The sequence below is a fragment of the Pseudomonas sp. NPDC088444 genome, assembly GCF_044900175.1.
Taxonomy (GTDB): Bacteria; Pseudomonadota; Gammaproteobacteria; order Pseudomonadales; family Pseudomonadaceae; genus Aquipseudomonas.
Genome location: NZ_JBJDNK010000004.1, coordinates 385,150 through 407,730 on the forward strand (window position 1 = coordinate 385,150; position 22,581 = coordinate 407,730).

The 22,581-nt window shown below is 60.4% G+C and carries 19 protein-coding genes; 15 read left to right on the plus strand and 4 right to left on the minus strand.

Annotated elements, in window-relative coordinates; all coding sequences use genetic code 11:
• Positions 1-105: 105 nt before the first annotated feature.
• The 7 genes from ACI2KB_RS10885 (at position 106) to yiaY (ending at position 7,572) form a co-directional block, all read left to right on the plus strand.
• Positions 106-1,626, plus strand: a complete 1,521-nt coding sequence (locus ACI2KB_RS10885; protein WP_404634255.1) for an aldehyde dehydrogenase family protein — start codon at positions 106-108, stop codon at positions 1,624-1,626.
• A gap of 387 nt (positions 1,627-2,013) precedes the next feature.
• Positions 2,014-2,466: a GNAT family N-acetyltransferase gene (locus tag ACI2KB_RS10890; RefSeq protein ID WP_404634257.1), complete on the plus strand. Its 453-nt coding sequence runs from the start codon at positions 2,014-2,016 to the stop codon at positions 2,464-2,466.
• Positions 2,467-2,724: 258 nt separating this feature from the next.
• On the plus strand, positions 2,725-3,372 hold the full coding sequence (locus tag ACI2KB_RS10895; RefSeq protein ID WP_404634259.1) for a DedA family protein: 648 nt from the start codon (positions 2,725-2,727) through the stop codon (positions 3,370-3,372).
• Between the two features lie 3 nt (positions 3,373-3,375).
• Positions 3,376-4,212, plus strand: coding sequence for a zinc-dependent peptidase (locus ACI2KB_RS10900; RefSeq protein WP_404634261.1), 837 nt, complete (start codon positions 3,376-3,378; stop codon positions 4,210-4,212).
• 101 nt (positions 4,213-4,313) lie between these two features.
• Positions 4,314-4,841 carry an inorganic diphosphatase gene (gene ppa / locus ACI2KB_RS10905; RefSeq protein WP_404634263.1) on the plus strand — a complete coding sequence of 176 codons (528 nt, stop codon included), beginning with the start codon at positions 4,314-4,316 and terminating at the stop codon, positions 4,839-4,841.
• Positions 4,842-5,242: 401 nt separating this feature from the next.
• A complete protein-coding gene (locus tag ACI2KB_RS10910) occupies positions 5,243-5,968 on the plus strand; it encodes a helix-turn-helix transcriptional regulator (RefSeq protein ID WP_404634265.1) in 726 nt (241 codons plus the stop codon).
• 455 nt (positions 5,969-6,423) lie between these two features.
• Positions 6,424-7,572 (plus strand): L-threonine dehydrogenase, encoded by a 1,149-nt coding sequence (gene yiaY, locus ACI2KB_RS10915; protein ID WP_404634267.1) that lies wholly within the window; start codon positions 6,424-6,426, stop codon positions 7,570-7,572.
• Positions 7,573-7,630: 58 nt separating this feature from the next.
• Here the strand turns inward: yiaY and ACI2KB_RS10920 are convergent, their stop codons facing one another.
• The 4 genes from ACI2KB_RS10920 to ACI2KB_RS10935 form a co-directional block, all read right to left on the minus strand.
• Positions 7,631-8,539 carry a LysR family transcriptional regulator gene (locus tag ACI2KB_RS10920; RefSeq protein ID WP_404634269.1) on the minus strand — a complete coding sequence of 303 codons (909 nt, stop codon included), beginning with the start codon at positions 8,537-8,539 and terminating at the stop codon, positions 7,631-7,633.
• Positions 8,540-8,597: 58 nt separating this feature from the next.
• A complete protein-coding gene (locus ACI2KB_RS10925) occupies positions 8,598-9,350 on the minus strand; it encodes an Asp/Glu racemase (RefSeq protein WP_108239539.1) in 753 nt (250 codons plus the stop codon).
• A 147-nt stretch (positions 9,351-9,497) separates the two neighbouring features.
• The gene (locus tag ACI2KB_RS10930; protein ID WP_404634271.1) at positions 9,498-10,883 is read right to left on the minus strand and encodes an MFS transporter; all 1,386 of its coding nucleotides are present in this window, start codon (positions 10,881-10,883) and stop codon (positions 9,498-9,500) included.
• 131 nt (positions 10,884-11,014) lie between these two features.
• On the minus strand, positions 11,015-11,956 hold the full coding sequence (locus ACI2KB_RS10935; protein ID WP_404634273.1) for a LysR family transcriptional regulator: 942 nt from the start codon (positions 11,954-11,956) through the stop codon (positions 11,015-11,017).
• 123 nt (positions 11,957-12,079) lie between these two features.
• Between ACI2KB_RS10935 and ACI2KB_RS10940 the strand changes: the two genes are divergently transcribed.
• The 8 genes from ACI2KB_RS10940 to ACI2KB_RS10975 all read left to right on the plus strand — a co-directional run bounded on the left by ACI2KB_RS10940 (position 12,080) and on the right by ACI2KB_RS10975 (position 22,535).
• Positions 12,080-13,264, plus strand: coding sequence for a fumarylacetoacetate hydrolase family protein (locus ACI2KB_RS10940; protein WP_404634275.1), 1,185 nt, complete (start codon positions 12,080-12,082; stop codon positions 13,262-13,264).
• Between the two features lie 91 nt (positions 13,265-13,355).
• On the plus strand, positions 13,356-15,140 hold the full coding sequence (locus ACI2KB_RS10945) for an IlvD/Edd family dehydratase (RefSeq protein ID WP_404634277.1): 1,785 nt from the start codon (positions 13,356-13,358) through the stop codon (positions 15,138-15,140).
• A 154-nt stretch (positions 15,141-15,294) separates the two neighbouring features.
• Entirely contained in the window at positions 15,295-16,302 is a 1,008-nt protein-coding gene (locus ACI2KB_RS10950; RefSeq protein ID WP_404634279.1) for a zinc-binding alcohol dehydrogenase family protein, read from the plus strand.
• Between the two features lie 96 nt (positions 16,303-16,398).
• Positions 16,399-17,052 (plus strand): oxygen-insensitive NAD(P)H nitroreductase, encoded by a 654-nt coding sequence (nfsB, locus tag ACI2KB_RS10955; RefSeq protein WP_404634281.1) that lies wholly within the window; start codon positions 16,399-16,401, stop codon positions 17,050-17,052.
• 332 nt (positions 17,053-17,384) lie between these two features.
• The gene (locus tag ACI2KB_RS10960) at positions 17,385-17,627 is read left to right on the plus strand and encodes an exodeoxyribonuclease VII small subunit (RefSeq protein ID WP_062384761.1); all 243 of its coding nucleotides are present in this window, start codon (positions 17,385-17,387) and stop codon (positions 17,625-17,627) included.
• The gene (ispA, locus tag ACI2KB_RS10965) at positions 17,624-18,511 is read left to right on the plus strand and encodes a (2E,6E)-farnesyl diphosphate synthase (protein WP_404634283.1); all 888 of its coding nucleotides are present in this window, start codon (positions 17,624-17,626) and stop codon (positions 18,509-18,511) included. Before ACI2KB_RS10960 ends, ispA begins: the two co-directional genes overlap by 4 nt.
• Positions 18,512-18,707: 196 nt before the next feature.
• Positions 18,708-20,597 (plus strand): 1-deoxy-D-xylulose-5-phosphate synthase, encoded by a 1,890-nt coding sequence (gene dxs / locus ACI2KB_RS10970; RefSeq protein ID WP_404634285.1) that lies wholly within the window; start codon positions 18,708-18,710, stop codon positions 20,595-20,597.
• 54 nt (positions 20,598-20,651) lie between these two features.
• The gene (locus ACI2KB_RS10975) at positions 20,652-22,535 is read left to right on the plus strand and encodes a TonB-dependent receptor domain-containing protein (RefSeq protein WP_404634287.1); all 1,884 of its coding nucleotides are present in this window, start codon (positions 20,652-20,654) and stop codon (positions 22,533-22,535) included.
• Positions 22,536-22,581 lie beyond the last annotated feature (46 nt).

A 22,581-nucleotide genomic window follows, 5' to 3' on the forward strand; every position in this document is an offset into this window, starting at 1 on the left:
TAAACCGGGCACCGGACGGCAGTGGCCCGCGCTTTGCTCTACGCTTTCATCAAGCGCAGCAGCGCGTTATCCCCACACAATCACAAGAGCAAGGAGATATTCACCATGCGTTATGCCCATCCCGGTACTGAAGGCTCGATCGTTACCTTCAAGGCCAAATACGGCAACTACATCGGTGGCGAATTCGTGCCTCCGGTCAAAGGCCAATACTTTGAAAACACTTCGCCGATCACCGGCAAGCTGATCGCCGAATTTCCTCGCTCCACTGCCGAAGACATCGATAAAGCCCTGGATGCTGCCCACGCCGCTGCCGACGCGTGGGGTAAAACCTCCGTTCAGGAACGCTCGCTGACCCTGCTGAAAATTGCTGACCGCATCGAGCAAAACCTCGAACTGCTGGCCGTGACCGAAACGTGGGACAACGGCAAGGCCGTGCGTGAAACGCTGAACGCAGACATCCCGTTGGCGGTCGATCACTTCCGCTATTTCGCAGGCGCGTTGCGTGCTCAGGAAGGCACCGCCGCTGAAATCAACGAAGGCACCGTGGCGTATCACATCCACGAGCCGCTGGGCGTGGTTGGCCAGATCATCCCGTGGAACTTCCCGATCCTGATGGCCGCCTGGAAACTCGCCCCTGCACTGGCCGCCGGTAACTGCGTGGTACTCAAACCCGCCGAGCAAACACCGCTGGGCATCAGCGTGCTGGTGGAACTGATCGGCGATCTGCTGCCAAAAGGCGTGCTCAACATCGTGCAAGGTTACGGCCGCGAAGCCGGTGAAGCGCTGGCCAGCAGCAAGCGCATTGCCAAAATCGCCTTCACCGGTTCCACCCCGGTCGGTTCGCACATCATGAAACTGGCAGCGGACAGCATCATTCCGTCCACCGTTGAGTTGGGCGGCAAATCTCCGAACATCTACTTCGAAGATGTGATGAGCGCGGAACCCGAGTTCATCGAGAAGGCGGCAGAAGGCGTGGTGCTGGCGTTCTTCAACCAGGGCGAAGTCTGCACCTGCCCTTCGCGCTGCCTGGTTCAGGAATCGATCTACCCGCAATTCATGGAAGCGGTGATGAAGAAGGTCCTGAAGATCAAACGCGGCGACCCGCTGGACACCGACACCATGGTCGGCGCTCAGGCATCGCAGCAACAGTTCGACAAGATCCTCTCCTACCTCGACATCGCGCAGGGCGAAGGCGCCGAGCTGCTGACCGGCGGCAACGTGGAAAAACTGCAGGGCGATCTGGCGACCGGCTATTACATCCAGCCGACGCTGCTCAAAGGCAACAACAGGATGCGCGTGTTCCAGGAGGAAATCTTTGGCCCGGTGGTCAGCGTGACGACCTTCAAAGATGAAGCCGAAGCCATTGCCATCGCCAACGACACCGAGTTCGGCCTGGGCGCGGGCGTGTGGACCCGCGACATCAACCGTGCCTACCGCGTAGGCCGTGCCATCAAGGCCGGTCGCGTGTGGACTAACTGCTATCACCTGTATCCAGCGCACGCTGCATTCGGCGGTTACAAGAAGTCCGGTGTCGGCCGTGAAACCCACAAAGTCGCACTTGAGCACTACCAACAGACCAAAAACCTGCTGGTGAGCTACGACATCAATCCGCTGGGCTTCTTCTGATTCAGCGCTGGCGCGTCAAACGACGGCCTCTTCGGAGGCCGTTTTTATTGGATCGTATGCATCGTTTTGTGGGAGCCGGCTTGCTGGCGAAAGCGATAGACCAGACACACAGATGTCGACTGACACTCCGTCTTCGCCACCAAGGCGGCTCCCACAGTGATGTGTCTGCCCATGGATTTGCGATTGGCGCCGACTTTGTGGGAGCCGCCTTGGTGGCAAAAAGGCTGTCCAGCCACCATAGAATCTCCCACAGCGGGTCCATGTCGTCTGAAAACTGCTTTTGGATTGCGCTTTCTAAACCGCTTAGGCACAGTCGAAATCGTCTGTCCCCGTGCCAGTCGCGTCCTCCCCCTTTCATGCATTGCACAATGAAGCTGAGGCCCAACCATGCGGATCATCCAAGCCACTCTGGAGCACCTGGACCTGTTGACCCCGCTGTTCGTCAAATACCGCGAGTTCTATGGCGAGCTTCCCTACCCGGACTCCTCCCGAGGCTTTCTGGAAAAACGCCTGAAGCGCGAAGAGTCGGTCATTTACCTCGCATTCCCGGACGATGACGACAGCAGACTGCTGGGTTTCTGTCAGCTCTACCCCAGCTATTCGTCCCTTTCGCTCAAACGTGTGTGGATCCTCAACGACATCTACGTCGCCGAAGACGCCCGCCGCCAACTGGTGGCTGATCACCTGATGCAAAAAGCCAAGAAGATGGCCCGCGAAACCCAGGCCGTGCGCATGCGCGTGTCCACTAGCGCCAACAATGAAGTGGCGCAAAAAGTGTACGAGTCGATAGGGTTCAAGGAGGACACGCAGTTCAAGAACTACGTCTTGCCGATTAATTGAGCCATCCTTCAAACCTGTAGGAGTGAGCTTGCTCGCGATAGCGGTGTGTCAGTCAGACCAATTGCCACTGATGCACCGTTCGCGAGCAAGCTCACTCCTACGAAGGCTCGGTGTTCCATGCCTTCAATACCAAATGTTTCATTTCAGATACCGCCCCCAGCAACATCTCGTTTCTTCCCTCTATAATGCGGCCCACATTAGCCGTTCTCTCCGACCCCGCTCGTGACCCGCCCCGGGTCTCTCAATCAGGTGCCGTACATGGATTTCAACCCGCTTGACCTCATTCTTCACCTTGATGTCTACCTCGACATGCTGGTGACCAACTACGGCACCTGGGTCTACGCGATCCTGTTTCTGGTGATTTTCTGTGAAACAGGTCTGGTAGTGACGCCGTTTCTGCCGGGTGATTCGCTGTTGTTCATCGCGGGTGCCGTAGCCGCAGGCGGCGGCATGGACCCTGTGCTGTTGGGCTGCCTGCTGATGGCTGCCGCGATCATCGGCGACAGCACCAACTACGTAATTGGGCGAACGGTTGGCGACAAGCTGTTCAAGAACCCCAACTCGAAAATCTTTCGCCGCGATTACCTGACCAAGACCCACGAGTTCTATGAGCGTCATGGCGGCAAGACCGTGACGCTGGCGCGCTTCCTGCCGATCATCCGCACCTTCGCGCCGTTCGTGGCGGGTCTGGGCAAGATGCCGTACCTGCGTTTTCTGGGCTTCAGCGTACTGGGTTCGATCCTGTGGGTCGGCGGTCTGGTCACCCTTGGCTACTTCTTCGGCAACATTCCGTTCATCAAGAAAAACCTCACCCTGCTGGTACTGGCAATCATTCTTCTGTCGCTGCTGCCGATGATCATCGGACTGGTTCGCAGCCGCATGGGCCGTTCCGCCACCGCGCGCTGAGCCATGTTCTTGAAGGGGTGGTCGCTGAGCGGCTGGCTCAAACGCCGTACGCTGGCACGCAACCCGGTCGACCCTGCGCTGTGGGACCGGGTGCGTGAGCGTCTGCCGATCCTCGACGGTCTCAGTCCCGACGAGGATCGCTACCTGCTCGATAGCTGCGTACTGTTTTTGCAGTCCAAACACCTGACCGCACTGGAAGGCGTCGAACTCGATGACGAGTCGCGTCTGTTCCTCGCGGCACAGGCCCAATTGCCGCTATTGGCCTTGGGCGATCTGAACTGGTATCAGGGCTTTCACGAAATCATCCTCTATGGCGATGACTTCATCAGTCCGCAACGGCACCGTGACGCCAGCGGGATCGAGCATGAATGGGACGGCGAACACAGCGGCGAGGCCTGGTTGCAAGGCCCGGTCATCCTCGCCTGGCCCGGTGTGCTGTCGAGCGGCGGCTGGGAAGCCTACAACCTGGTGATCCATGAGTTGGCGCACAAGCTCGACATGCTCAATGGCGACGCCAACGGACTGCCGCCTCTGCACAACGACATGCGCATTGCCGACTGGGCCAGCGCCATGCAAAGCGCCTTCGATGACCTCAACAGCCAGTTGGACGCCGACCCGGACGCCGAAACCGCTATCGATCCCTACGCGGCGGAAAACCCTGCCGAGTTCTTTGCAGTCACCAGTGAATACTTCTTCAGCGCCCCGGATCTGCTGGTCGAGGCTTATCCTCAGGTGTACGCGCAGCTCAAAGCGTTTTACCGCCAGGACCCTCTAGCGCGCCTGACGGCACTTCAGGCCAATAATCCGGTCTATTCGACTCCTACCAACGTTCAGGGCTGATCGGCGTACATGGTAACGCTTACCAAATATGCCTATAATCCGGCCCACTTTTTGGCGTTCCGCGCCAGATTCTGAATGGTCAACCAAGGGGGCAAAGCCCAATGAGCTACAGCAAGATTCCGGCTGGCAAAGACCTGCCGAACGACATCTACGTCGCAATCGAAATCCCGGCCAACCACGCGCCGATCAAGTACGAAATCGACAAAGATAGCGACTGCCTGTTCGTTGACCGTTTCATGGCCACCCCGATGTTCTACCCGGCCAACTACGGTTTCATCCCGAACACCCTGGCCGACGACGGTGATCCCCTCGACGTTCTGGTCGTGACCCCTTACCCGGTCGCGCCTGGCTCCGTCATCCGCGCTCGTCCAGTGGGCGTGCTGAACATGACCGACGACGGCGGCGGCGATGCCAAAGTTCTGGCCGTTCCTCACGACAAACTGTCCCAACTGTACGTCGACGTGAAGGAATACACCGACCTGCCTGAACTGCTGATCAAACAGATCGAGCACTTCTTCGAGAACTACAAAGACCTCGAAAAAGGCAAATGGGTGAAGATCGAAGGCTGGGCTGGCGCGGACGCCGCTCGCGAAGCCATTACCAAATCGGTTGCTGCCTACAAAGGCTGATCCGGTTCGCAGCCTTCGAAGCGCCTGACGCTTCGAAGGCCGCTCCCCTTTCTCTGCGACACCCTCTTTATTTTCATTCCCTTCGCACTCCCGGCGTTTAAATTTACGCCACACCAAACAATCTGTTTATTCTCGTCGACCGCCTTGGCTCTTTGCGCAACAACTCATTAATGCAGGTTGCGAGAGACCTACGCCAACTCACTTACACCCCTCAAATTTATCCAACTCATTGTGGTGCAAATGCTTTTTGGCATTGTTGACGAAAGATCAATAACTCAAGAATTACCCTACACCCATGAGCGAACACTGTAGTCCCTATCGCCAAAGGCAAGTTTGATGCTGCGCGCATTTGAACACTTCGTTCATTTAAACGAAGTTGAACGGCACGTAAACTTCGGCCCATGAATACATCAGGTGATCGACTACGCGTCCTTCTGCGGGAGTGCCATCTCTCCGCAACAGACTTCGCCGCCAACCGAAAGGTAACGCCGCAACATGTGAACAACTGGTTCAAGCGCGGCATTCCCATGGCACGCATGGAAGAAGTCGCCGAACTGCTGAGCGTCAACGTGCGTTGGCTGCGCAGCGGCGATGGCCCCAAACACCCCGGAGAAGGTCGCGAAAAACACAGTGCAGACGGCGCAGCGAAACCGCGAGGCGAACGCCTCCCCGATCGCGAAGAGCTGGAGATGCCGCTCTACACCGAGCTGCCCACCCAAACCCCAGGCCGAACCGCCGTCAGTGAAGCGCCCCATCAAAAAGTGCGTCTGGCCAGGCGCGTGCTCGCGGCCATGGACGTCGAATTGCACAACGCCATCTGCGTGGCCATGGTCGGCAACAGCATGGCCGACAAAATCCAGGACGGCTCGCTCATCGGCATCGACCGCGGACGCGTGCTCGTCATCGACGGCGAAATGTATGCGCTGGAACACGACGGCATGCTGCGCGTGAAATACCTTTACCGCCTGCCCGGCGGGGGCCTGCGCCTTCGCAGCCACAATGCAGGCGAATACCCCGACGAAATCTTCAGCGCAGAACAGATACAGGAACAACATATCCACATCCTTGGCTGGATCTTCTGGTGGTCCACCCTCAACAACCGCCGTCATCCCGCAACAATGCCTTGATCCCCAAGGAAAAGGACAAAAGGCAGCGCACCCGGGCTGGGCAGATGCCATGAACATGCGTATCCTGCACGCCTTCGTTTCACCACCCGTTGGCTACCCGCCGAAGGGTGACCGACCTGACACCGGCCCTCGGCCCGTCACGTCTACCTCACAAGCGCCTGCCTGCAGCGCGCACTTTTGCGGATGGGTACGGTGAGCCAAAAACTCGCCAAACCTGTCACCGAGAAGCCGGCCACAAGCCGGCTTTTTAATGAGCGCTGCCTATTCGCCCTTGCGCGCAGTGCCTCGTCCAGAGATCACAACCCCGCCGCGCCACTACGACCAAAGACCCCCGCTTGCCCCCTCCAAAGAACCATTTAGCCCCGTTCCCGTGGCGCCTAGGATGGTCCTGTCTCGATGAGTACCCCTCCGGCCACCCGGCCGAAGCCAACAATGATAAGAAAGAGGATCAGTCAATGAGCAGCACGTTCTTCATTCCGTCCGTGAACATGATGGGTATCGGCAGTCTCGGTGAGGCGGTTGATGCGATTCGCAAATATGGTTTTCGTCACGCGCTGATCGTCACCGACGCAGGGCTGGCCAAGGCAGGGGTGGCCGACAAGGTGGCCGGTCTGCTGCGCGAGCAGGACATCAATGCCACGATTTTCGACGGTGCCAAGCCGAACCCGACCGTCAGCAACGTGGAAAATGGCCTGAAACAGCTCAAGGCCAGCGGTGCTGATTTCATCATCTCCCTAGGCGGCGGCTCGCCTCATGACTGCGCCAAGGGCATCGCGCTGGTGGCGGCGAACGGCGGGGAAATCAGTGACTACGAAGGGGTGGATCAATCGGCCAGGCCGCAGCTGCCATTGATCGCGATCAATACCACTGCCGGCACGGCCAGCGAAATGACGCGCTTCTGCATCATCACCGATGAAACCCGTCATGTGAAAATGGCAATCGTGGACCGCAACGTCACGCCCTTGCTGTCCGTCAACGACCCCTCCTTGATGGCGGCGATGCCCAAAGGGCTGACCGCTGCCACCGGCATGGACGCGCTGACCCATGCCATTGAGGCCTACGTCTCCACGGCGGCCACGCCGATCACCGACGCCTGCGCGCTCAAAGCGGTAGAGCTGATTTCCGCCAACCTGCGCACCGCGGTGGCCAATGGCAGTGACATGCCTGCGCGAGAAAACATGGCATACGCACAGTTCCTCGCCGGCATGGCCTTCAACAATGCCTCGCTCGGTTATGTGCACGCGATGGCCCACCAATTGGGCGGTTTCTACGATTTGCCCCACGGCGTGTGCAACGCGGTGTTGCTGCCCCATGTAGAGAGTTTCAACGCCAGTGTCTGTCCAGCACGCCTGAAAGACGTGGCAGCGGCGATGGGCATCGACACCCAGCGCCTGGACGACACCCAGGGCGCGGCCGCGGCCATCGCGGCCATCCGCAAGCTGTCTGGCGACATCGGCATTCCGGCCGGCCTGACCGAACTGGGCGCCAAATCCGATGACATCCCGACGCTGGCGGCCAACGCTATGAAAGATGCCTGCGGCTTCACCAACCCGCGCCCTGCGACTCAGGAGCAGATCGAGGAAATCTTCCGCACTGCGATGTAGAGAAGGGCTTCGCGATCAGGAGCCGCTTACGGTTCCTGATCGCTTCCGGCGATAAGCCTCATTCCGTCGCTACCGGCGGGACCAGAGGCGGCGCCAGGATGTGGTCGAGGAACAACAGCGCAGCGCTGGATAATCCCTGCCGCGATCTTACGCAAACGCTCAGTTCACGGCTGGCCCAGTCATCACTCAGGTTCACGGCACGGGCACCGTTGAGCTTGTAAATCGCCACGCTCCCCTCCGGCATGATGCCGACCCCCACTCCCGCCTGAACCATCAGACAGAGCGCGTCGTAACTGGACACTTCCATGCGGATTTTCAGCGAACGCCCCAAATCGTTGGCGGCCTTGATCAACTGAAAGTTCAAGTGCGTGCCGCTGCGCAGGGTGACGTGGTCGTGAGCGAGGGTTTCGCTGAAGCTCACCGACTCGCGCCCGGCCAGTGGATGACCGTTGGGCACCAGCACCACCAGCCGATCGGTGCGAAATGGGAAGACTTCGATGTCCGCCCCATGGGGCAGGCGCGTGAAGATGCCGATATCCGCGCGGTTCTCGGCCACGGCCTTGGTGATCGCAAGGCTTTGCTGTTCTTCGAGACTGACAGTGATCAGCGGGTACAGCGCCATGAACGACTGAATCAGCCCCGGCATGAACTGGGTAATGGCCGAGACATTGGCCAGCACCTGCACCGACCCGCGACGCCCATGGGAGTAATCGCGCATCTGTACAACGATCTCGTTGAGGTTGTTCAACGCACTGCGGGCCATGAACAGTAGCGACAGCCCTGCGTCGGTCGGTGTGATGCCCTTGTTGGTGCGCGTGAGCAAACGCGAATCGAGCAGCTCTTCCAGTTCGCTGAGTCGCTTGCTCACCGCTGCCGCCGCGATGTGCTCGCGCTTGGCGGCAGCGGCGATGGTGCCTTCTTCAACGACGCTGACGAACAGGCGCAGCGAAACGGGGTCGAGCTTCATGTGGGGTACCGGGCGTGCAGGCCAGAATGTCCGCCATAGTACCCCGTCAGGCACAGCGTCAGAACGCCCCGGACAACAGATGACCGGCGTTCGGCACCTGGGCTTTCAGGCCAAGGGTCTTCAGCATCTGGTAAACGGTCGCGACCGAGGCTGACAACACCGGTTTGTCGAGGCGGTCCTGGACCACTTGAATTGCCGGCAGCGACGGCATCTGCACGCAGCAGGACAGCACCACCCCGTCCGCCTGCCCGATGTTCAGTCTATCGGCGTGCGCCACCAGGTTCATTGGGTCGAGCCGCCCCACGGCGAGATTGTCCGAGACTTCCAGGCTGATGGCGTCCACGACTTCGATGCCCGCCGCTTCGATGTAATCGATCACCTGGGCGGTCAGCGGCTTCATGTAAGGGGTGATGATCGCGATTTTCTTGTAGTCGAGCATGTGCAGACTGTCGATCAGGGCGCCCGCCGAGCTCAGCACCGGAGCGCTGGAGGTATTCGCGGCAACGGTCTTGCTGAGACGCTCCTGAGAAACCGTGTGATAGCCCGCGCCCTGGCACATGATCGCCACCAGACAGGCATACGCCATGACGTCCACCCGCGCGTCGCTGAGTTCCAGCGCGCAGCGGTCGCTGTCGACATCCATCTTTTTCAGCTCTTCGGGGCTGACGTGCATCATGCGCATGCGCGAGGAGTGAAAGGTGAAACGCTCCTCCGGAAACAACGCATAACGCGAAGTCAGCATCGCCGGAATTTCGGTTTCCATGGTGGTGTTGGAGCTGGGGACGATCTGGCCGATTCGAAAGTTTTTCACGGGCTCTCCTTCATTTCGCTTGGGGCGAGGGGTCACATGGGACCGATGTTAGGAGCGCTGGAAAGGGGCGTATATCAAGCATTGGCGAGCCTGCCATCGCGGTTGGCGATGGCAGGCAATCGGTGTCAGGTGGGGAGCAGGCGGAAATCAGGCGTTGGAGAGCGCCCCCGCAGGCTCCGAAGCTTCGACCTTGTGGTTGCCGAGTATTGCCTTGGGAATCGAGAGGATCAAGCCCGCGCTGACGAACAGGCACGCGCCCAGCACGTAGGTCCCGTTATTGATGTTCCCGGTGAGGTTCTCGGCGACAGCCGTGATCATCGAACCGGTGAACCCCGACAAGTTACCGATGGCGTTGATCATGCCGATCCCCGCCGCAGCGGCGACGCCGGACAGAACGGTGCCAGGCAGGGTCCAGTAGATCGGCATCAGGCTCAGCACACCGGAGGCGGATACGCTGAGGAAGATGATCGACAACACCACGTTGTTGGCGAAGTAGGCGCTGAGGATCAGGCCGATTCCGCCAATGACCGCAGGAATCGCCGCATGCAGGCGGCGCTCACCGGTCCTGTTGGAGTGACGGGCATTGAGCGTCATCGCGATAACGGCGATTCCATAGGGAATTGCAGTCAACAGGCCGATGTCCAGCGGGTTGGAAATGCCTGCGCTTTTAATGATCGACGGCATCCAGAACGCCAAACCGTAGAAGCCTGTGTTGAAGGTCAACAGAATCAGCACCAACAACCACACCCGGCCATTGAACAGGACTTCGCGCAGGCTCGACGCCTTGCCTTTACTGTCGTGCTGCAGGTTGGCCTTGAGCATGGCTTTTTCTTCCGGCGACAGCCACTTCGCGGCATCGATGTTGTTCGCCATGAAGGCCAGCACCACGAACGCCATGACCACGGAAGGAAGGCCTTCGATGATCAGCAGCCACTGCCAACCGGCCATGCCTTGTACGCCTTGCATCTTGGTCATCAACCAGCCGGAAACAACGCCCCCCAGGGTCAGGCTGATCGGCATGGCCATCAGGAAGCCAGACATCACGCGACTCTGACGGCGCGTCGGGAACCAGTAGTTAAGGTAAAGAATGACGCCTGGGAAGAACCCTGCTTCGCAGATGCCGAGCAAGAAGCGCAGCACATAGAACATGGTTTCCGACTCGATGTGGAAAAACTTCGCCAACGGCACGGTGAAGGCCACGGCCATCGAGACAATGGCCCAACTGAGCATGATTCGCGCGATCCAGAAACGGGCGCCGAAGCGATGCAGCAGCAGGTTGCTGGGCACCTCGAAAATGAAGTAGCCCCAGAAGAAAATGCTCGCGCCCAAGGCGTAGACCGTGTTGCTGAATTGCAGGTCGTTGAGCATGTCCAGCTTGGCGAAACCAATGTTGACGCGGTCCAGGTACGCCGCCATGTAGCACAGCAGCAGGACAGGGAGAATGCGCAGGATGACCTTGCGGTAGGTACGATCTTCGAAGCTGGCGTGCCCGGCGCCCGAGTGTTCGGGCAGGCGATCAGATGCAGTTGCCATGGTAGGACCTCCAGGCACTGGTTGCGCCTGTGTTGTTTTTATGGGGTCAAGACACGAGCGGATGGTACTGACAAGCGACAGATGAAGAATAATGAGATGTTTCCATTGATCGATAACCCAAGGTTATTGATCTAGCGGGGGACCATTTTTGCGTTGGCGATCAGAATATTGGCGAATTCCGAGGCGGCACCTAACAGCGGCTCGCCGCGTCGGGTGAGAATTCCATAATCCTGAGGGGCCAGCTTCAGCGGCGTGTTGAGCACTTTCAACAAGCCCCCTTCCAGATGCGGCTGGGCCATCGACGCGGGCAACATGGCGATCATCGGGCCGGACTGCAACACCTGCAAAAACGTCTGCATGGAGATGGTATCGATGGTGTTCCGCGGCAGCGGGATGCCGGCCTTGGCGAACGCTTGCTCCATACGCGCACGGATCGGCGTGCCAACCGGGTAGAGAATCCACGGCCAGTTGCCCAGTTCCTCAAGCGGCGTCTCCTCAAGCTCGGTGAGCGGGTGACGGCTGTTGACTACCATGCAGAACGGCTCAGGCGCCAACGCCTGAAAGTCATACACTTGCTGCTGGCTTTCGTCGGTGTAACGGGCCACGGCGAGGTCGAGCTTTTTGTCGTCGAGCATTTCCATCAGATGATCGCTGGTCTGCTCGACGATCTCGATGGACAGCAACGGCCAGCGCCGTTTCAACTGCACGATGGCATCCGGCAACACCACGGCCGTGGCGGCAAAAATCGCTCCGACCTTGAGAAAGCCGTGACCGCCTTCGCGCAGGCTACTGATCTGGTCGACAAACTTGTTGGCGTCATTCAGCGCAATCTGCGCGTAACGCACCACATGCTCCCCCAGTGCGGTGGGGGGCATGTTGCGAGGCAGCCGCTCGAACAGGTCGAACCCCAATAACCGCTCGATCTCGCGAAGCATCTTGCTGACGGCGGGCTGACTCAGGTTCATGTGCAACGCGGCCGCGTGCATGTTGCGCGTACGAGCCAAGGTATCGATCAGCACCAGATGCTTGAACTTGAGCCAGTTACAGACCGTCGAGAACGAGATGTCGGACATAGTGAGCAGCCTTCGGACTTGATAACCCCATGTTATCGATAATTGAGCAGATGTCATTGGAGTTTATCGTGTTGGCTGGCTAGGGTCGGCAGCAAAAGCATAAGAACTTCCGAGGATCGCCCCATGTCAATTCGACTCACCCCTGAAAACACGCTGCCTGCCGACGGCCTCGATGGCACCTTGATTGGCCGCGCATGGGTGCCCGGTCAGGTCGCCGGTCCTTCGCCTGTTGTCCTGCGTCGCGACGGGGTGTTCGATCTGTCCGAGCGCTTTGCCACCCTGAGCGAATTGCTTGAATCCGCGTCGCCGCTCAAGGCCGTGCGCGAGACCCAAGGCGCGCTGATCTGCAGCGTTGAGGACTTGCTGGCCAACTCCGGCACCCACCCAAATGCCAATGCGCCCTTTCTCCTGGCCCCGGCCGACCTGCAGGTCATCAAGGCTGCAGGCGTGACGTTCGCGGCGAGTATGATCGAGCGCGTCATCGAGGAACAAGCGGCAGGCAACCCGACCAAGGCCGAAAGCGTGCGCGCGATCGTGCATGACATCATTGGCGACAACCTGCGCAGCATCCGACCGGGCTCGGAACAGGCGAGCGCCCTGAAAGCGCTGCTGATCGAACAGAAAATGTGGTCGCAGTACCTGGAAGTCGGCATCGGCCCGGATGCGGAAATCTTCACCAAGGCCCCGGTACTCGCCGCTGTCGGTAGCGGCAGTCAGATCGGCATCCACCCCAAATCCGAATGGAACAACCCCGAGCCCGAAGTGGTTCTCGCGGTGAACAGTCGCGGGGAAATTCACGGCGCCACGCTGGGCAACGACGTCAATCTGCGCGACTTCGAAGGCCGCAGCGCCTTGCTGCTGAGCAAGGCCAAGGACAACAACGCGTCGTGCGCGATCGGCCCGTTCATCCGCCTGTTCGACGAAACCTTTTCGATGGACGACGTGCGCAATTGCGTGGTCGACCTGCAGGTCAAAGGCCGTGACGGCTACGTGCTGAAGGGTTCAAGCTCCATGTCGCAGATCAGCCGGGACCCGGAAGACATTGCCGCCCAGACCCTCAACGAAAACCACCAGTATCCCGACGGTTTTCTGCTGTACCTCGGCACCTTGTTCGCGCCCACTGAAGACCGTGACCACGTGGGGGGCGGCTTCACTCACAAGCTTGGAGACGAGGTCAGCATCAGCAGCCGTTTGCTGGGCAGTCTGCACAACGAAGTGACGCATAGCAGCCAGGCCACTTCTTGGACGTTCGGTCTTGGCGCATTGTTCCGTAACCTGACGGCGCGTGGTTTGCTGACGCGGCAGTGAGTCCTGTGACGCAACGCCCCTCCTCGCCGATAACCGGTGCGCCGCGCGATGAGCGTCGCCCGTTACCCCGATAACAAGAGAAACCCGAACCATGTCCGAAGCCCCGAAACGCCCCCTGCGCAGCCAGCAATGGTTTGATGACCCAGACCACGCCGACATGACGGCGCTGTATGTCGAGCGCTACATGAACTACGGCCTGACCCGCGAAGAGTTGCAGTCCGGGCGGCCGATCATCGGGATTGCGCAGACAGGCAGCGACCTGACGCCTTGCAACCGTCACCATCTGGAATTGGCCCAGCGGGTCAAGGCCGGGATTCGCGATGCCGGCGGCATTCCGATGGAGTTTCCGGTCCACCCTATCGCCGAGCAGACTCGTCGCCCCACGGCCGCGCTTGACCGCAACCTGGCCTATCTGGGGCTGGTTGAAATTCTCCATGGTTACCCGCTCGACGGCGTGGTGCTGACCACCGGTTGCGACAAGACCACGCCCGCCTGCTTGATGGCCGCCGCCACCACTGACCTGCCTGCCATCGTGCTCTCTGGCGGGCCGATGCTCGACGGTCGCCACAAGGGTGAACTGATCGGCTCGGGCACGGTGCTGTGGCATGCCCGCAACCTGCTCTCGGCCGGCGAAATCAACTATGAAGGCTTCATGGAAATGACCACCGCGGCTTCGCCCTCGGTCGGCCACTGCAACACCATGGGAACGGCGCTTTCGATGAATGCGCTGGCAGAAGCACTGGGCATGTCGTTGCCAGGCTGTGCGAGCATCCCGGCGCCGTATCGCGAGCGTGGCCAGATGGCCTACATGACAGGCAAACGCATTTGCGACCTGGTGCGCGAGGACGTCCGCCCTTCGCAGATCATGACCCGCGAAGCCTTCGAGAACGCCATCGCCGTTGCCTCTGCCCTGGGTGCATCCAGCAACTGCCCACCGCACTTGATCGCCATCGCCCGGCACATGGGTGTCGAACTGAGCCTGGACGACTGGCAGCGCGTCGGTGAAGACGTTCCACTGCTGGTCAACTGCATGCCAGCGGGTAAATACCTGGGCGAAGGCTTCCATCGCGCCGGAGGCGTCCCGGCCGTGATGCACGAACTGCAGAAAGCCGGGAAGCTGCATGAGGCCTGCCATTCGGTATCGGGCAAGACGGTGGGCGAGATCGTGGCCGCTGCCGTCACCCATGACGCGGACGTGATTCGCTCCTACGAAGACCCGCTCAAGCACCGCGCCGGTTTCATCGTACTCAGCGGCAACTTCTTCGACAGCGCGATCATGAAGATGTCGGTGGTCGGCGAGGCTTTCCGCAAGACCTACCTGTCAGAGCCCGGCGCGGAAAACAGCTTCGAAGCACGGGCAATTGTCTTCGAAGGCCCGGAGGATTACCACGCGCGCATCAACGACCCTTCGCTGGACATCGACGAACGCTGCATTCTGGTGATTCGCGGCGCAGGCACCGTGGGTTACCCCGGCAGCGCCGAAGTGGTCAACATGGCGCCTCCTGCCGAATTGATCAAGCGAGGAATCGATTCGCTGCCCTGCCTTGGAGATGGTCGCCAGAGCGGCACCTCGGCCAGCCCCTCGATTCTCAACATGTCGCCGGAAGCGGCGGTGGGCGGTGGGTTGGCGCTGTTGAAAACCAACGACCGCCTGCGCGTGGACCTCAACAACCGCAGCGTCAACGTGCTGATCAGTGAGGAGGAAATGGCCGAACGCCGCGCCCGGTTCGAGCCGAAGATGCCCGCCTCGCAGACACCGTGGCAGGAACTGTATCGCCAGTTGGTGGGGCAGTTGTCCACCGGCGGCTGCCTTGAGCCGGCCACGTTGCACCTTCGGGTCATCGCCCGAAACGGCGAGCCAAGGCATTCGCACTGAAGATGACAAGGGGCCGGCGCTCAAGGCGCTTGCCCCCGTCCGATGCGGTTCATTTTCACCGCTGCCATGAAAGTGTTGCCGCATCAGGCCGGTGTTTTTCATCGCGGGAGGAGACCAAGATAGGCGCAACTCAAACCTCCCCAGAGAGATCGCCATGAAAGCCATCGCCTTCACCCAGCACGGCCTGCCTATCGAAGACCCAAACGCGCTCAAGGACATGGACTTGCCCAAACCGACGCCCGGCCCTCGGGATCTGTTGGTCGAAGTTCAGGCCATTTCCGTGAACCCGGTCGACACCAAAGTCCGGGCAGGCTCGGCCGCCACCGCCCCTAAAGTCGTGGGCTGGGACGCCGTCGGCGTGGTTCGCGAAACCGGCAGTGACGTGACGCTGTTCAAGGCCGGTGACGAGGTCTTCTATGCCGGGTCCATCGCTCGCCCTGGCAACTACAGCGAATTCCATTTGGTGGACGAGCGCATCGTTGGCCGCAAACCGAAATCCATCGATAACGCCCATGCCGCCGCACTGCCGCTGACCTCGATTACTGCGTGGGAACTGCTGTTCGACCGCCTCGGCGTAAAAGAAGGAGAAGGTGAAGGCGACAGCCTGTTGATCATCGGCGCAGGGGGTGGCGTGGGTTCGATCCTCGTTCAACTGGCCCGCCAACTGACCAAGCTGACGGTGATCGGCACCGCATCGCGCCCGGAAACTCAAGAGTGGGTCAAAGGCCTTGGCGCCCATCACGTCATCGACCACAGCCAGCCGATAGTGGCGCAACTGGAGGCCATTGGCGTCGGCCAGGTCAGCCATGTCGCGAGCCTGACCCACACCGACAGCTACTTTGCGCAACTGATCGAAGCGCTGCGTCCACAAGGCAAACTGGCGCTCATCGACGATCCCAAGACACTCGATGTGGTTCCCATGAAACGCAAGGCGTTGTCGCTGCATTGGGAGCTGATGTTCACCCGCTCGCTCTATGAAACCCCGGACATGATTGCCCAGCATGAACTGCTCAATCGCGTCGCGCAGTTGATCGATCAGGGCGTTTTGAAAACCACCTTGGGCGAGCATTTCGGTGCGATCAATGCTGAAAATCTGCGCCGCGCCCATGCCGTGATCGAAAGCGGCAAGGCCCGTGGGAAAATTGTGCTGGAAAGTTTCTGATCCCATTGTTCACCCGGCGTACAGCATGTGAAGATCGGCACCTTTCTGCGCCGATCCCCTGCAATGTCGGCCCCTTTTTTATCCAGGAATCACGTCATGCAACTCACTGCCATCGCCAAATCCCGCTACACCACCAAAGCTTACGACGCGACCCGCAAGATCCCACAAGAAACCATCGACACCCTGCTGGAGCAACTGCGCCACAGCCCGTCGTCGGTGAACTCCCAGCCTTGGCATTTCATCGTCGCGTCCGACAAGCAAGGCAAAGCCCGCGTTGCCAAAGGCGCAGAGGGCGCGTTCGCGTACAACGAAGCGAAAATCCTCAACGCCTCCCACGTGATCGTGCTGTGCACCCGCACTGAAATGACAGACGAGCATCTGAACGCCGTACTGGCGCAGGAAGAGCTGGATGGCCGTTTCGCCAACCCAGAAGCCAAGGCGGGCCAGGACGGTATTCGCCGTGGCTACGTGAATATGCACAAGTACGACCTGAAAGACGTGCAGCACTGGATGGAAAAACAAACCTACCTGGCCCTCGGCACCCTGCTGCTGGGCGCTGCGTCGCTGGAGCTGGATGCCACGCCGATGGAAGGATTCGACTTCAAGAAACTGGATGCCGAACTGGGCCTGCGCGAGAAGGGTTTCAGCAGCCTGGTCGTGGTTTCCTTGGGCTACCGCAGCGAAACCGACTTCAACGCCAAGCTGCCGAAATCACGTTTGTCGAATGAGGCCGTATTTACCCACCTGTAACAGCCGCCACATGCCCCTGAGGGAGCCGGCTTGCTGGCGAATGCGGTCTGTCAGTCAACGATGATGTGCCTGACCCGACGCTTTCGCCAGCAAGCCGGCTCCCACAGGTATGGCGTCGAATAAAAGGCTTGGGTCTGGCGCGGTCAATGTGGGAGCCGCCTTGGTGGTGAATGCGGTTGACCCGTCAACATAGATCTCCCACAGGTGCGGTACCTGGCGATAAATCGGTGTCTGCGCCCCTCCTCCCCTCTTCCATCCGGCACCTCTCATTTGCCCCAATGCCGTTGCTCTGCTAGTGTCGCGCCGGTTTAACGTCTACCGGGATAGCCGCCATGGCCCGCAAGAAAGCAGCACTGGATTTCGAACAGTCCCTCACGGATTTGCAAACGCTGGTCGAGCGTCTGGAGAACGGCGAGCTGTCGCTGGAAGATTCCCTGACCGCCTTCGAACAAGGTATCCGCCTGACCCGCGAGTGCCAAAGCGCACTGGCCCAGGCCGAGCAGAAGGTGCAGGTGTTGCTGGAGCGTGATGGCGAGCTGGCTGAAGAGCCCTTCGACGCGGAACAGCCCGAATGATCGCCGAGTATCAGGCCCTCAGCCAGGCGCGGGTCAACGCCGCGCTGGACACTCTGTTCGACGCCCCCGCCCCGGAATTGACCCGTCTTTACCAAGCCATGCGCTACAGCGTCACCAACGGCGGCAAGCGCGTGCGCCCGCTTCTGGTTTACGCCGCGTGCGAAGCGCTGGGTGGCAATGCTGAACACGCCGACGGTGCGGCCTGCGCGGTGGAGTTGATCCACGCCTATTCGCTGGTGCATGACGACTTGCCTGCGATGGACGATGACGACCTGCGTCGCGGCCTGCCGACCACTCACAAAGCGTTCGACGAAGCCTGTGCGATCCTGGCCGGTGACGGTCTGCAAACCATGGCCTTCAGCGTCTTGAGCGACAGTAAGCTGACCCCGCAGGACGCCGAAACCCGCCTGAAAATGGTCACCACCCTCGCCCACGCCGCAGGCCCGGCGGGCATGGTCGGTGGTCAGGCGATCGATCTGGGCTCGGTGGGCCTCAAGCTCGACCAGAAAGCCCTGGAGTTCATGCACCGGCACAAGACCGGCGCGCTGATCGAGGCCAGCGTCAGACTTGGCGCTCTGGCCAGCGGTCGTGCCAGCCAGGTCCAGCTCGATTCGCTACAGATTTACGCCCGGGCCATCGGCCTGGCGTTCCAGGTTCAGGACGACATCCTCGACGTTGAAAGCGATACCGCCACCCTCGGCAAGCGCCAGGGTGCCGATATCGCACGAGACAAACCGACCTACCCCGCCCTGCTGGGGCTGGAAGAAGCCAAACATTACGCACTGGAACTGCGCGATCAGGCGCTGGTGGCCCTGCGACCTTTCGACGCGGCGGCCGAACCTCTGCGAGCGCTGGCGCGTTATATCGTCGAGCGGCGTAACTGATCGCCACCCTCCCCATGTAGCAGTCCGGCTTGCCGGCGGCAGCGCTCTCACGGCCGCCACCGCCGGCAAGCCGCGCTGCTATAGCGAATTGCACCGCTCTGGCACGCTGATTTGAGCATCCATCGACTGCTGTTCATGGGCAGGTCGCGATGCATCAGGTAAACTGCCGCGTCTTTTACTTATAACGATTCGCCTGATGCCCACGACGTTCAAAGAGATTCCCCGCGAGCGCCCGTCCACGCCCCTGCTCGACAACGCAGCGACGCCGGACGGCCTGCGCCGGTTAGGTGAAGCCGAGCTCGAAGCCCTGGCTGACGAACTGCGCCTGGAGCTGCTCTACACCGTTGGCCAGACCGGCGGGCATTTCGGTGCCGGGCTTGGCGTCATCGAGCTGACCGTGGCTCTGCACTACGTCTTCGATACCCCCGACGACCGGCTGGTCTGGGACGTCGGCCATCAGGCGTATCCGCACAAGATCCTTACCGGTCGCCGCGAGCAGATGTCGACCCTGCGCCAGAAAGGCGGTGTGGCCGCCTTCCCGCGCCGCAGCGAGAGCGAGTACGACACCTTTGGCGTCGGCCACTCCAGCACCTCGATCAGCGCCGCACTGGGCATGGCCATTGCCAATCGCCTGCACGGCAAGGATCGCAAGGCGATCGCCGTCATCGGCGACGGTGCACTGACCGCAGGCATGGCCTTCGAGGCGCTGAACCACGCGCCGGAAGTCAACGCCGACATGCTGGTGATCCTGAACGACAACGACATGTCGATCTCGCGCAACGTCGGCGGGCTGTCGAACTATCTGGCGAAGATCCTTTCCAGCCGCACCTACGCCAGCATGCGAGAAGGCAGCAAGAAAGTGCTCTCGCGCCTCCCGGGTGCGTGGGAAATCGCCCGCCGCACCGAGGAATACGCCAAAGGCATGCTGGTGCCCGGCACGCTGTTCGAAGAGCTGGGCTGGAACTACATCGGCCCGATCGACGGCCACGACCTGCCGACTCTGATCGCCACGCTGCGTAACATGCGTGACCTCAAAGGCCCGCAGTTCCTGCACGTGGTGACCAAGAAAGGCAAAGGCTTCGCCCCGGCGGAAGTTGACCCGATTGGCTACCACGCCATCACCAAGCTCGACCCGGTCAATGCACCGGCGGCCCCTAAAAAGGCCAGCGGTCCGAAATATTCCGGCGTGTTCGGCCAGTGGCTGTGCGACATGGCCGCTGCTGATGAGCGTCTGGTCGGGATCACCCCGGCGATGAAAGAAGGTTCGGATCTGGTCGCCTTCAGCGAGCGTTTCCCGGAGCGTTATTTCGACGTTGCCATCGCCGAGCAACACGCGGTGACACTGGCGGCGGGCATGGCCTGCGAAGGCTCCAAACCGGTAGTAGCGATCTATTCGACCTTCCTGCAGCGCGGCTACGACCAGTTGATCCACGACGTCGCGGTGCAAAATCTGGACGTGCTGTTCGCCATCGACCGCGCAGGCCTGGTGGGCGAGGACGGCCCGACCCACGCGGGCAGCTTCGATTTGTCGTACCTGCGCTGCATCCCCGGCATGCTGGTAATGACGCCGAGCGACGAGAACGAACTGCGCAAGATGCTCAGCACCGGCCACCTGTTCAATGGCCCGGCGGCTGTGCGCTATCCGCGCGGCACTGGTCCGAACGCGGTGATCGAAGGCGGTCTGGAGCCGCTGGAAATCGGTAAAGGCATCGTGCGTCGCCAAGGCAGCAAAGTCGCCATGCTGGTGTTCGGTGTGCAATTGGCCGATGCGCTGAAAGTCGCCGAAAAGATCGACGCGACCGTGGTCGACATGCGCTTCGTCAAACCGCTGGATGAGGCGCTGGTTCGCGAAATGGCTGCCAGCCATGAGTTGCTGGTGACCATCGAAGAAAACGCCATCATGGGTGGTGCAGGCGCGGCGGTCAGCGAGTTCCTTGCGCGGGAGAACATTCTCAAATCCGTGCTGCACCTGGGCTTGCCGGATGTTTACGTCGAACACGCCAAACCGGCGCAAATGCTGGCCGAATGCGGGCTGGATGCGGACGGGATTGAAGCGTCGATCAGCGCACGCCTGAGCAAAATCTAAAGCCATGATCGTTCCCATGCACTGCGTGGGAACGATCATCATCTCGCTGAACATATGACCTTATCCCGTCTCGCCCTCGCGTTCTCCCTACTGCCAACCACCCAAGCCTTCGCCGATCTCCCGGACCGTGAAAACGCCCTGAAACTCCCCGACGTCCTGATCAGCGCCAACCGTCAAGTCGAACAGCGGGACGCGAGCACCGCCGCCAACACCGTCTTCACCCGCGCCGACATCGAACGCCTGCAACCCACCGGCGTCACCGACCTGCTCAACCGCGTGCCCGGCGTACAAGTAGCGCCGAGCGGTGGTCGTGGCAGCCTGCCGGGGATTTACATTCGTGGCACCAAAGCTGCGCAGAGCCTTGTACTGGTGGACGGCCAGCGCATTGCCAACGCCACCTCCGCTGACAGCGCGTTGCAGTACCTCAACGTCGATCAAGTCGAACGCGTCGAAGTGCTACGCGGCTCTCGGTCAGTGGTATACGGTGCAGACGCCATCGGGGGCGTGATTCAGATCTTCACTCGGCGCGGCGCCGAACAGGGCCTGCAAGCGCGGCTGCACACCGGTTTCGGCAATCGTGGCACGACGCAAAACAGCCTAGGCCTGTCAGGCGGCGACACGCAAACCCACTTCAACCTCAGTACCAGCCTCGATGAAACCGATGGTATCGACCGAACCGGCCCGTCCTTTGCCAGCGACGCCGATCACGACGCCTACCGCAACAAGGCGTATAGCCTGAACCTGAGCCATTGGCTGAACGATGACGTGGAAATCGGTTTCAACGCGCTGAATAACAAAGGCAAGACCGAGTTCGACAACCCGTTTGGCCTGTTCGACCCCGTAACCTTCGACAGCGTGGGACAACAGCCATACAGCGACTTCGAGTTGAGCAGCCTCGGCACCTACCTCGATGCACGCATCAACGAGCATTGGAAAACGCGGCTGGAGGTGGGCCACAGCGAGAACCGCGAGAAGACCTTCGACAAGCTCAGCGACGATCACTACGTATTCAACACCTACCGCGACTCGGTGAACTGGCAGAACGACCTGACGCTGGATGAGCGCAACAGCCTGATGCTCGGCGGCGATTGGTACGAGGATCGGGTCAATAGCAGCACGGCATTCGATGAAGACAGCCGCTGGAACCGCGCGGCGTTCATTCAGCACCGTTTCAAGGGTGACGGCTTTTCCACTGAACTGGGTCTGCGTCATGACCAGAACCAGCAATTCGGTAGCCAGAACACATGGAGCGGTACGCTGACCGTGCCGTTGAACGACGCCAACGATGTGCTGCTGTCCTACAGCGAAGGCTTTCGCGCCCCGACGTTCAACGATCTGTATTACCCGGACTTCAGCAACCCGAATCTCAAGCCCGAGCATTCAAAAAGCTACGAAGTGCAATGGCGCAGCCGCCTGAGCGAGACCAGCAAACTGGAAGCGTCGCTGTACCGCACCGACCTTGAAGACGCGATTGCGCTAGACAGTGACTTCCGCCCACAGAACATCGGCTCAGCGCGAATCAACGGTGTTGAAGCTTCGTTCGAGCAACAACTGTTTGGCTGGACCAGCAAGCTGGGCGCTTCGATCATCGACCCGCGCGACCGCGATACCGGCCACACGCTGAATCGACGCGCGCGTCGAACCCTGAATCTGGACCTCGATCGCCAGTTCGACCGCCTCGGCGTGGGCGCGAGTTGGCAGGCGGTGAGCAGCAGTTACAACGACGAAGCCAATACGCAGAACATCGGCGGTTACGCGCTGCTAGGGCTGCGTAGTAGTTGGAAGGCCAGTGACGAAGTGAGACTGGAATTCAAACTGGATAACGCTCTGGACAAGCGCTACAGCCGCACGTTGTACAGTTTTGATGGCAGCAACTACGGTTATCGCGAAGAAGGCCGCACATGGGTGATTGGCATCACTTGGACGCCCCAGTTGTAACTCCGAATATGGCGGCTTCTGCCGAAGGCGTGGGAGCCGGCTTGCT

Bases quoted from the DNA above. Each gene is read 5' to 3' on its own strand.
- ACI2KB_RS10885 (WP_404634255.1), top strand. From the start codon at position 106: ATGCGTTATGCCCATCCCGGTACTGAAGGCTCGATCGTTACCTTCAAG.
- ACI2KB_RS10890 (WP_404634257.1), top strand. From the start codon at position 2,014: ATGCGGATCATCCAAGCCACTCTGGAGCACCTGGACCTGTTGACCCCG.
- ACI2KB_RS10895 (WP_404634259.1), top strand. From the start codon at position 2,725: ATGGATTTCAACCCGCTTGACCTCATTCTTCACCTTGATGTCTACCTC.
- ACI2KB_RS10900 (WP_404634261.1), top strand. From the start codon at position 3,376: ATGTTCTTGAAGGGGTGGTCGCTGAGCGGCTGGCTCAAACGCCGTACG.
- ppa (WP_404634263.1), top strand. From the start codon at position 4,314: ATGAGCTACAGCAAGATTCCGGCTGGCAAAGACCTGCCGAACGACATC.
- ACI2KB_RS10910 (WP_404634265.1), top strand. From the start codon at position 5,243: ATGAATACATCAGGTGATCGACTACGCGTCCTTCTGCGGGAGTGCCAT.
- yiaY (WP_404634267.1), top strand. From the start codon at position 6,424: ATGAGCAGCACGTTCTTCATTCCGTCCGTGAACATGATGGGTATCGGC.
- ACI2KB_RS10920 (WP_404634269.1), bottom strand. From the start codon at position 8,539: ATGAAGCTCGACCCCGTTTCGCTGCGCCTGTTCGTCAGCGTCGTTGAA.
- ACI2KB_RS10930 (WP_404634271.1), bottom strand. From the start codon at position 10,883: ATGGCAACTGCATCTGATCGCCTGCCCGAACACTCGGGCGCCGGGCAC.
- ACI2KB_RS10935 (WP_404634273.1), bottom strand. From the start codon at position 11,956: ATGTCCGACATCTCGTTCTCGACGGTCTGTAACTGGCTCAAGTTCAAG.
- ACI2KB_RS10940 (WP_404634275.1), top strand. From the start codon at position 12,080: ATGTCAATTCGACTCACCCCTGAAAACACGCTGCCTGCCGACGGCCTC.
- ACI2KB_RS10945 (WP_404634277.1), top strand. From the start codon at position 13,356: ATGTCCGAAGCCCCGAAACGCCCCCTGCGCAGCCAGCAATGGTTTGAT.
- ACI2KB_RS10950 (WP_404634279.1), top strand. From the start codon at position 15,295: ATGAAAGCCATCGCCTTCACCCAGCACGGCCTGCCTATCGAAGACCCA.
- nfsB (WP_404634281.1), top strand. From the start codon at position 16,399: ATGCAACTCACTGCCATCGCCAAATCCCGCTACACCACCAAAGCTTAC.
- ACI2KB_RS10960 (WP_062384761.1), top strand. From the start codon at position 17,385: ATGGCCCGCAAGAAAGCAGCACTGGATTTCGAACAGTCCCTCACGGAT.
- ispA (WP_404634283.1), top strand. From the start codon at position 17,624: ATGATCGCCGAGTATCAGGCCCTCAGCCAGGCGCGGGTCAACGCCGCG.
- dxs (WP_404634285.1), top strand. From the start codon at position 18,708: ATGCCCACGACGTTCAAAGAGATTCCCCGCGAGCGCCCGTCCACGCCC.
- ACI2KB_RS10975 (WP_404634287.1), top strand. From the start codon at position 20,652: ATGACCTTATCCCGTCTCGCCCTCGCGTTCTCCCTACTGCCAACCACC.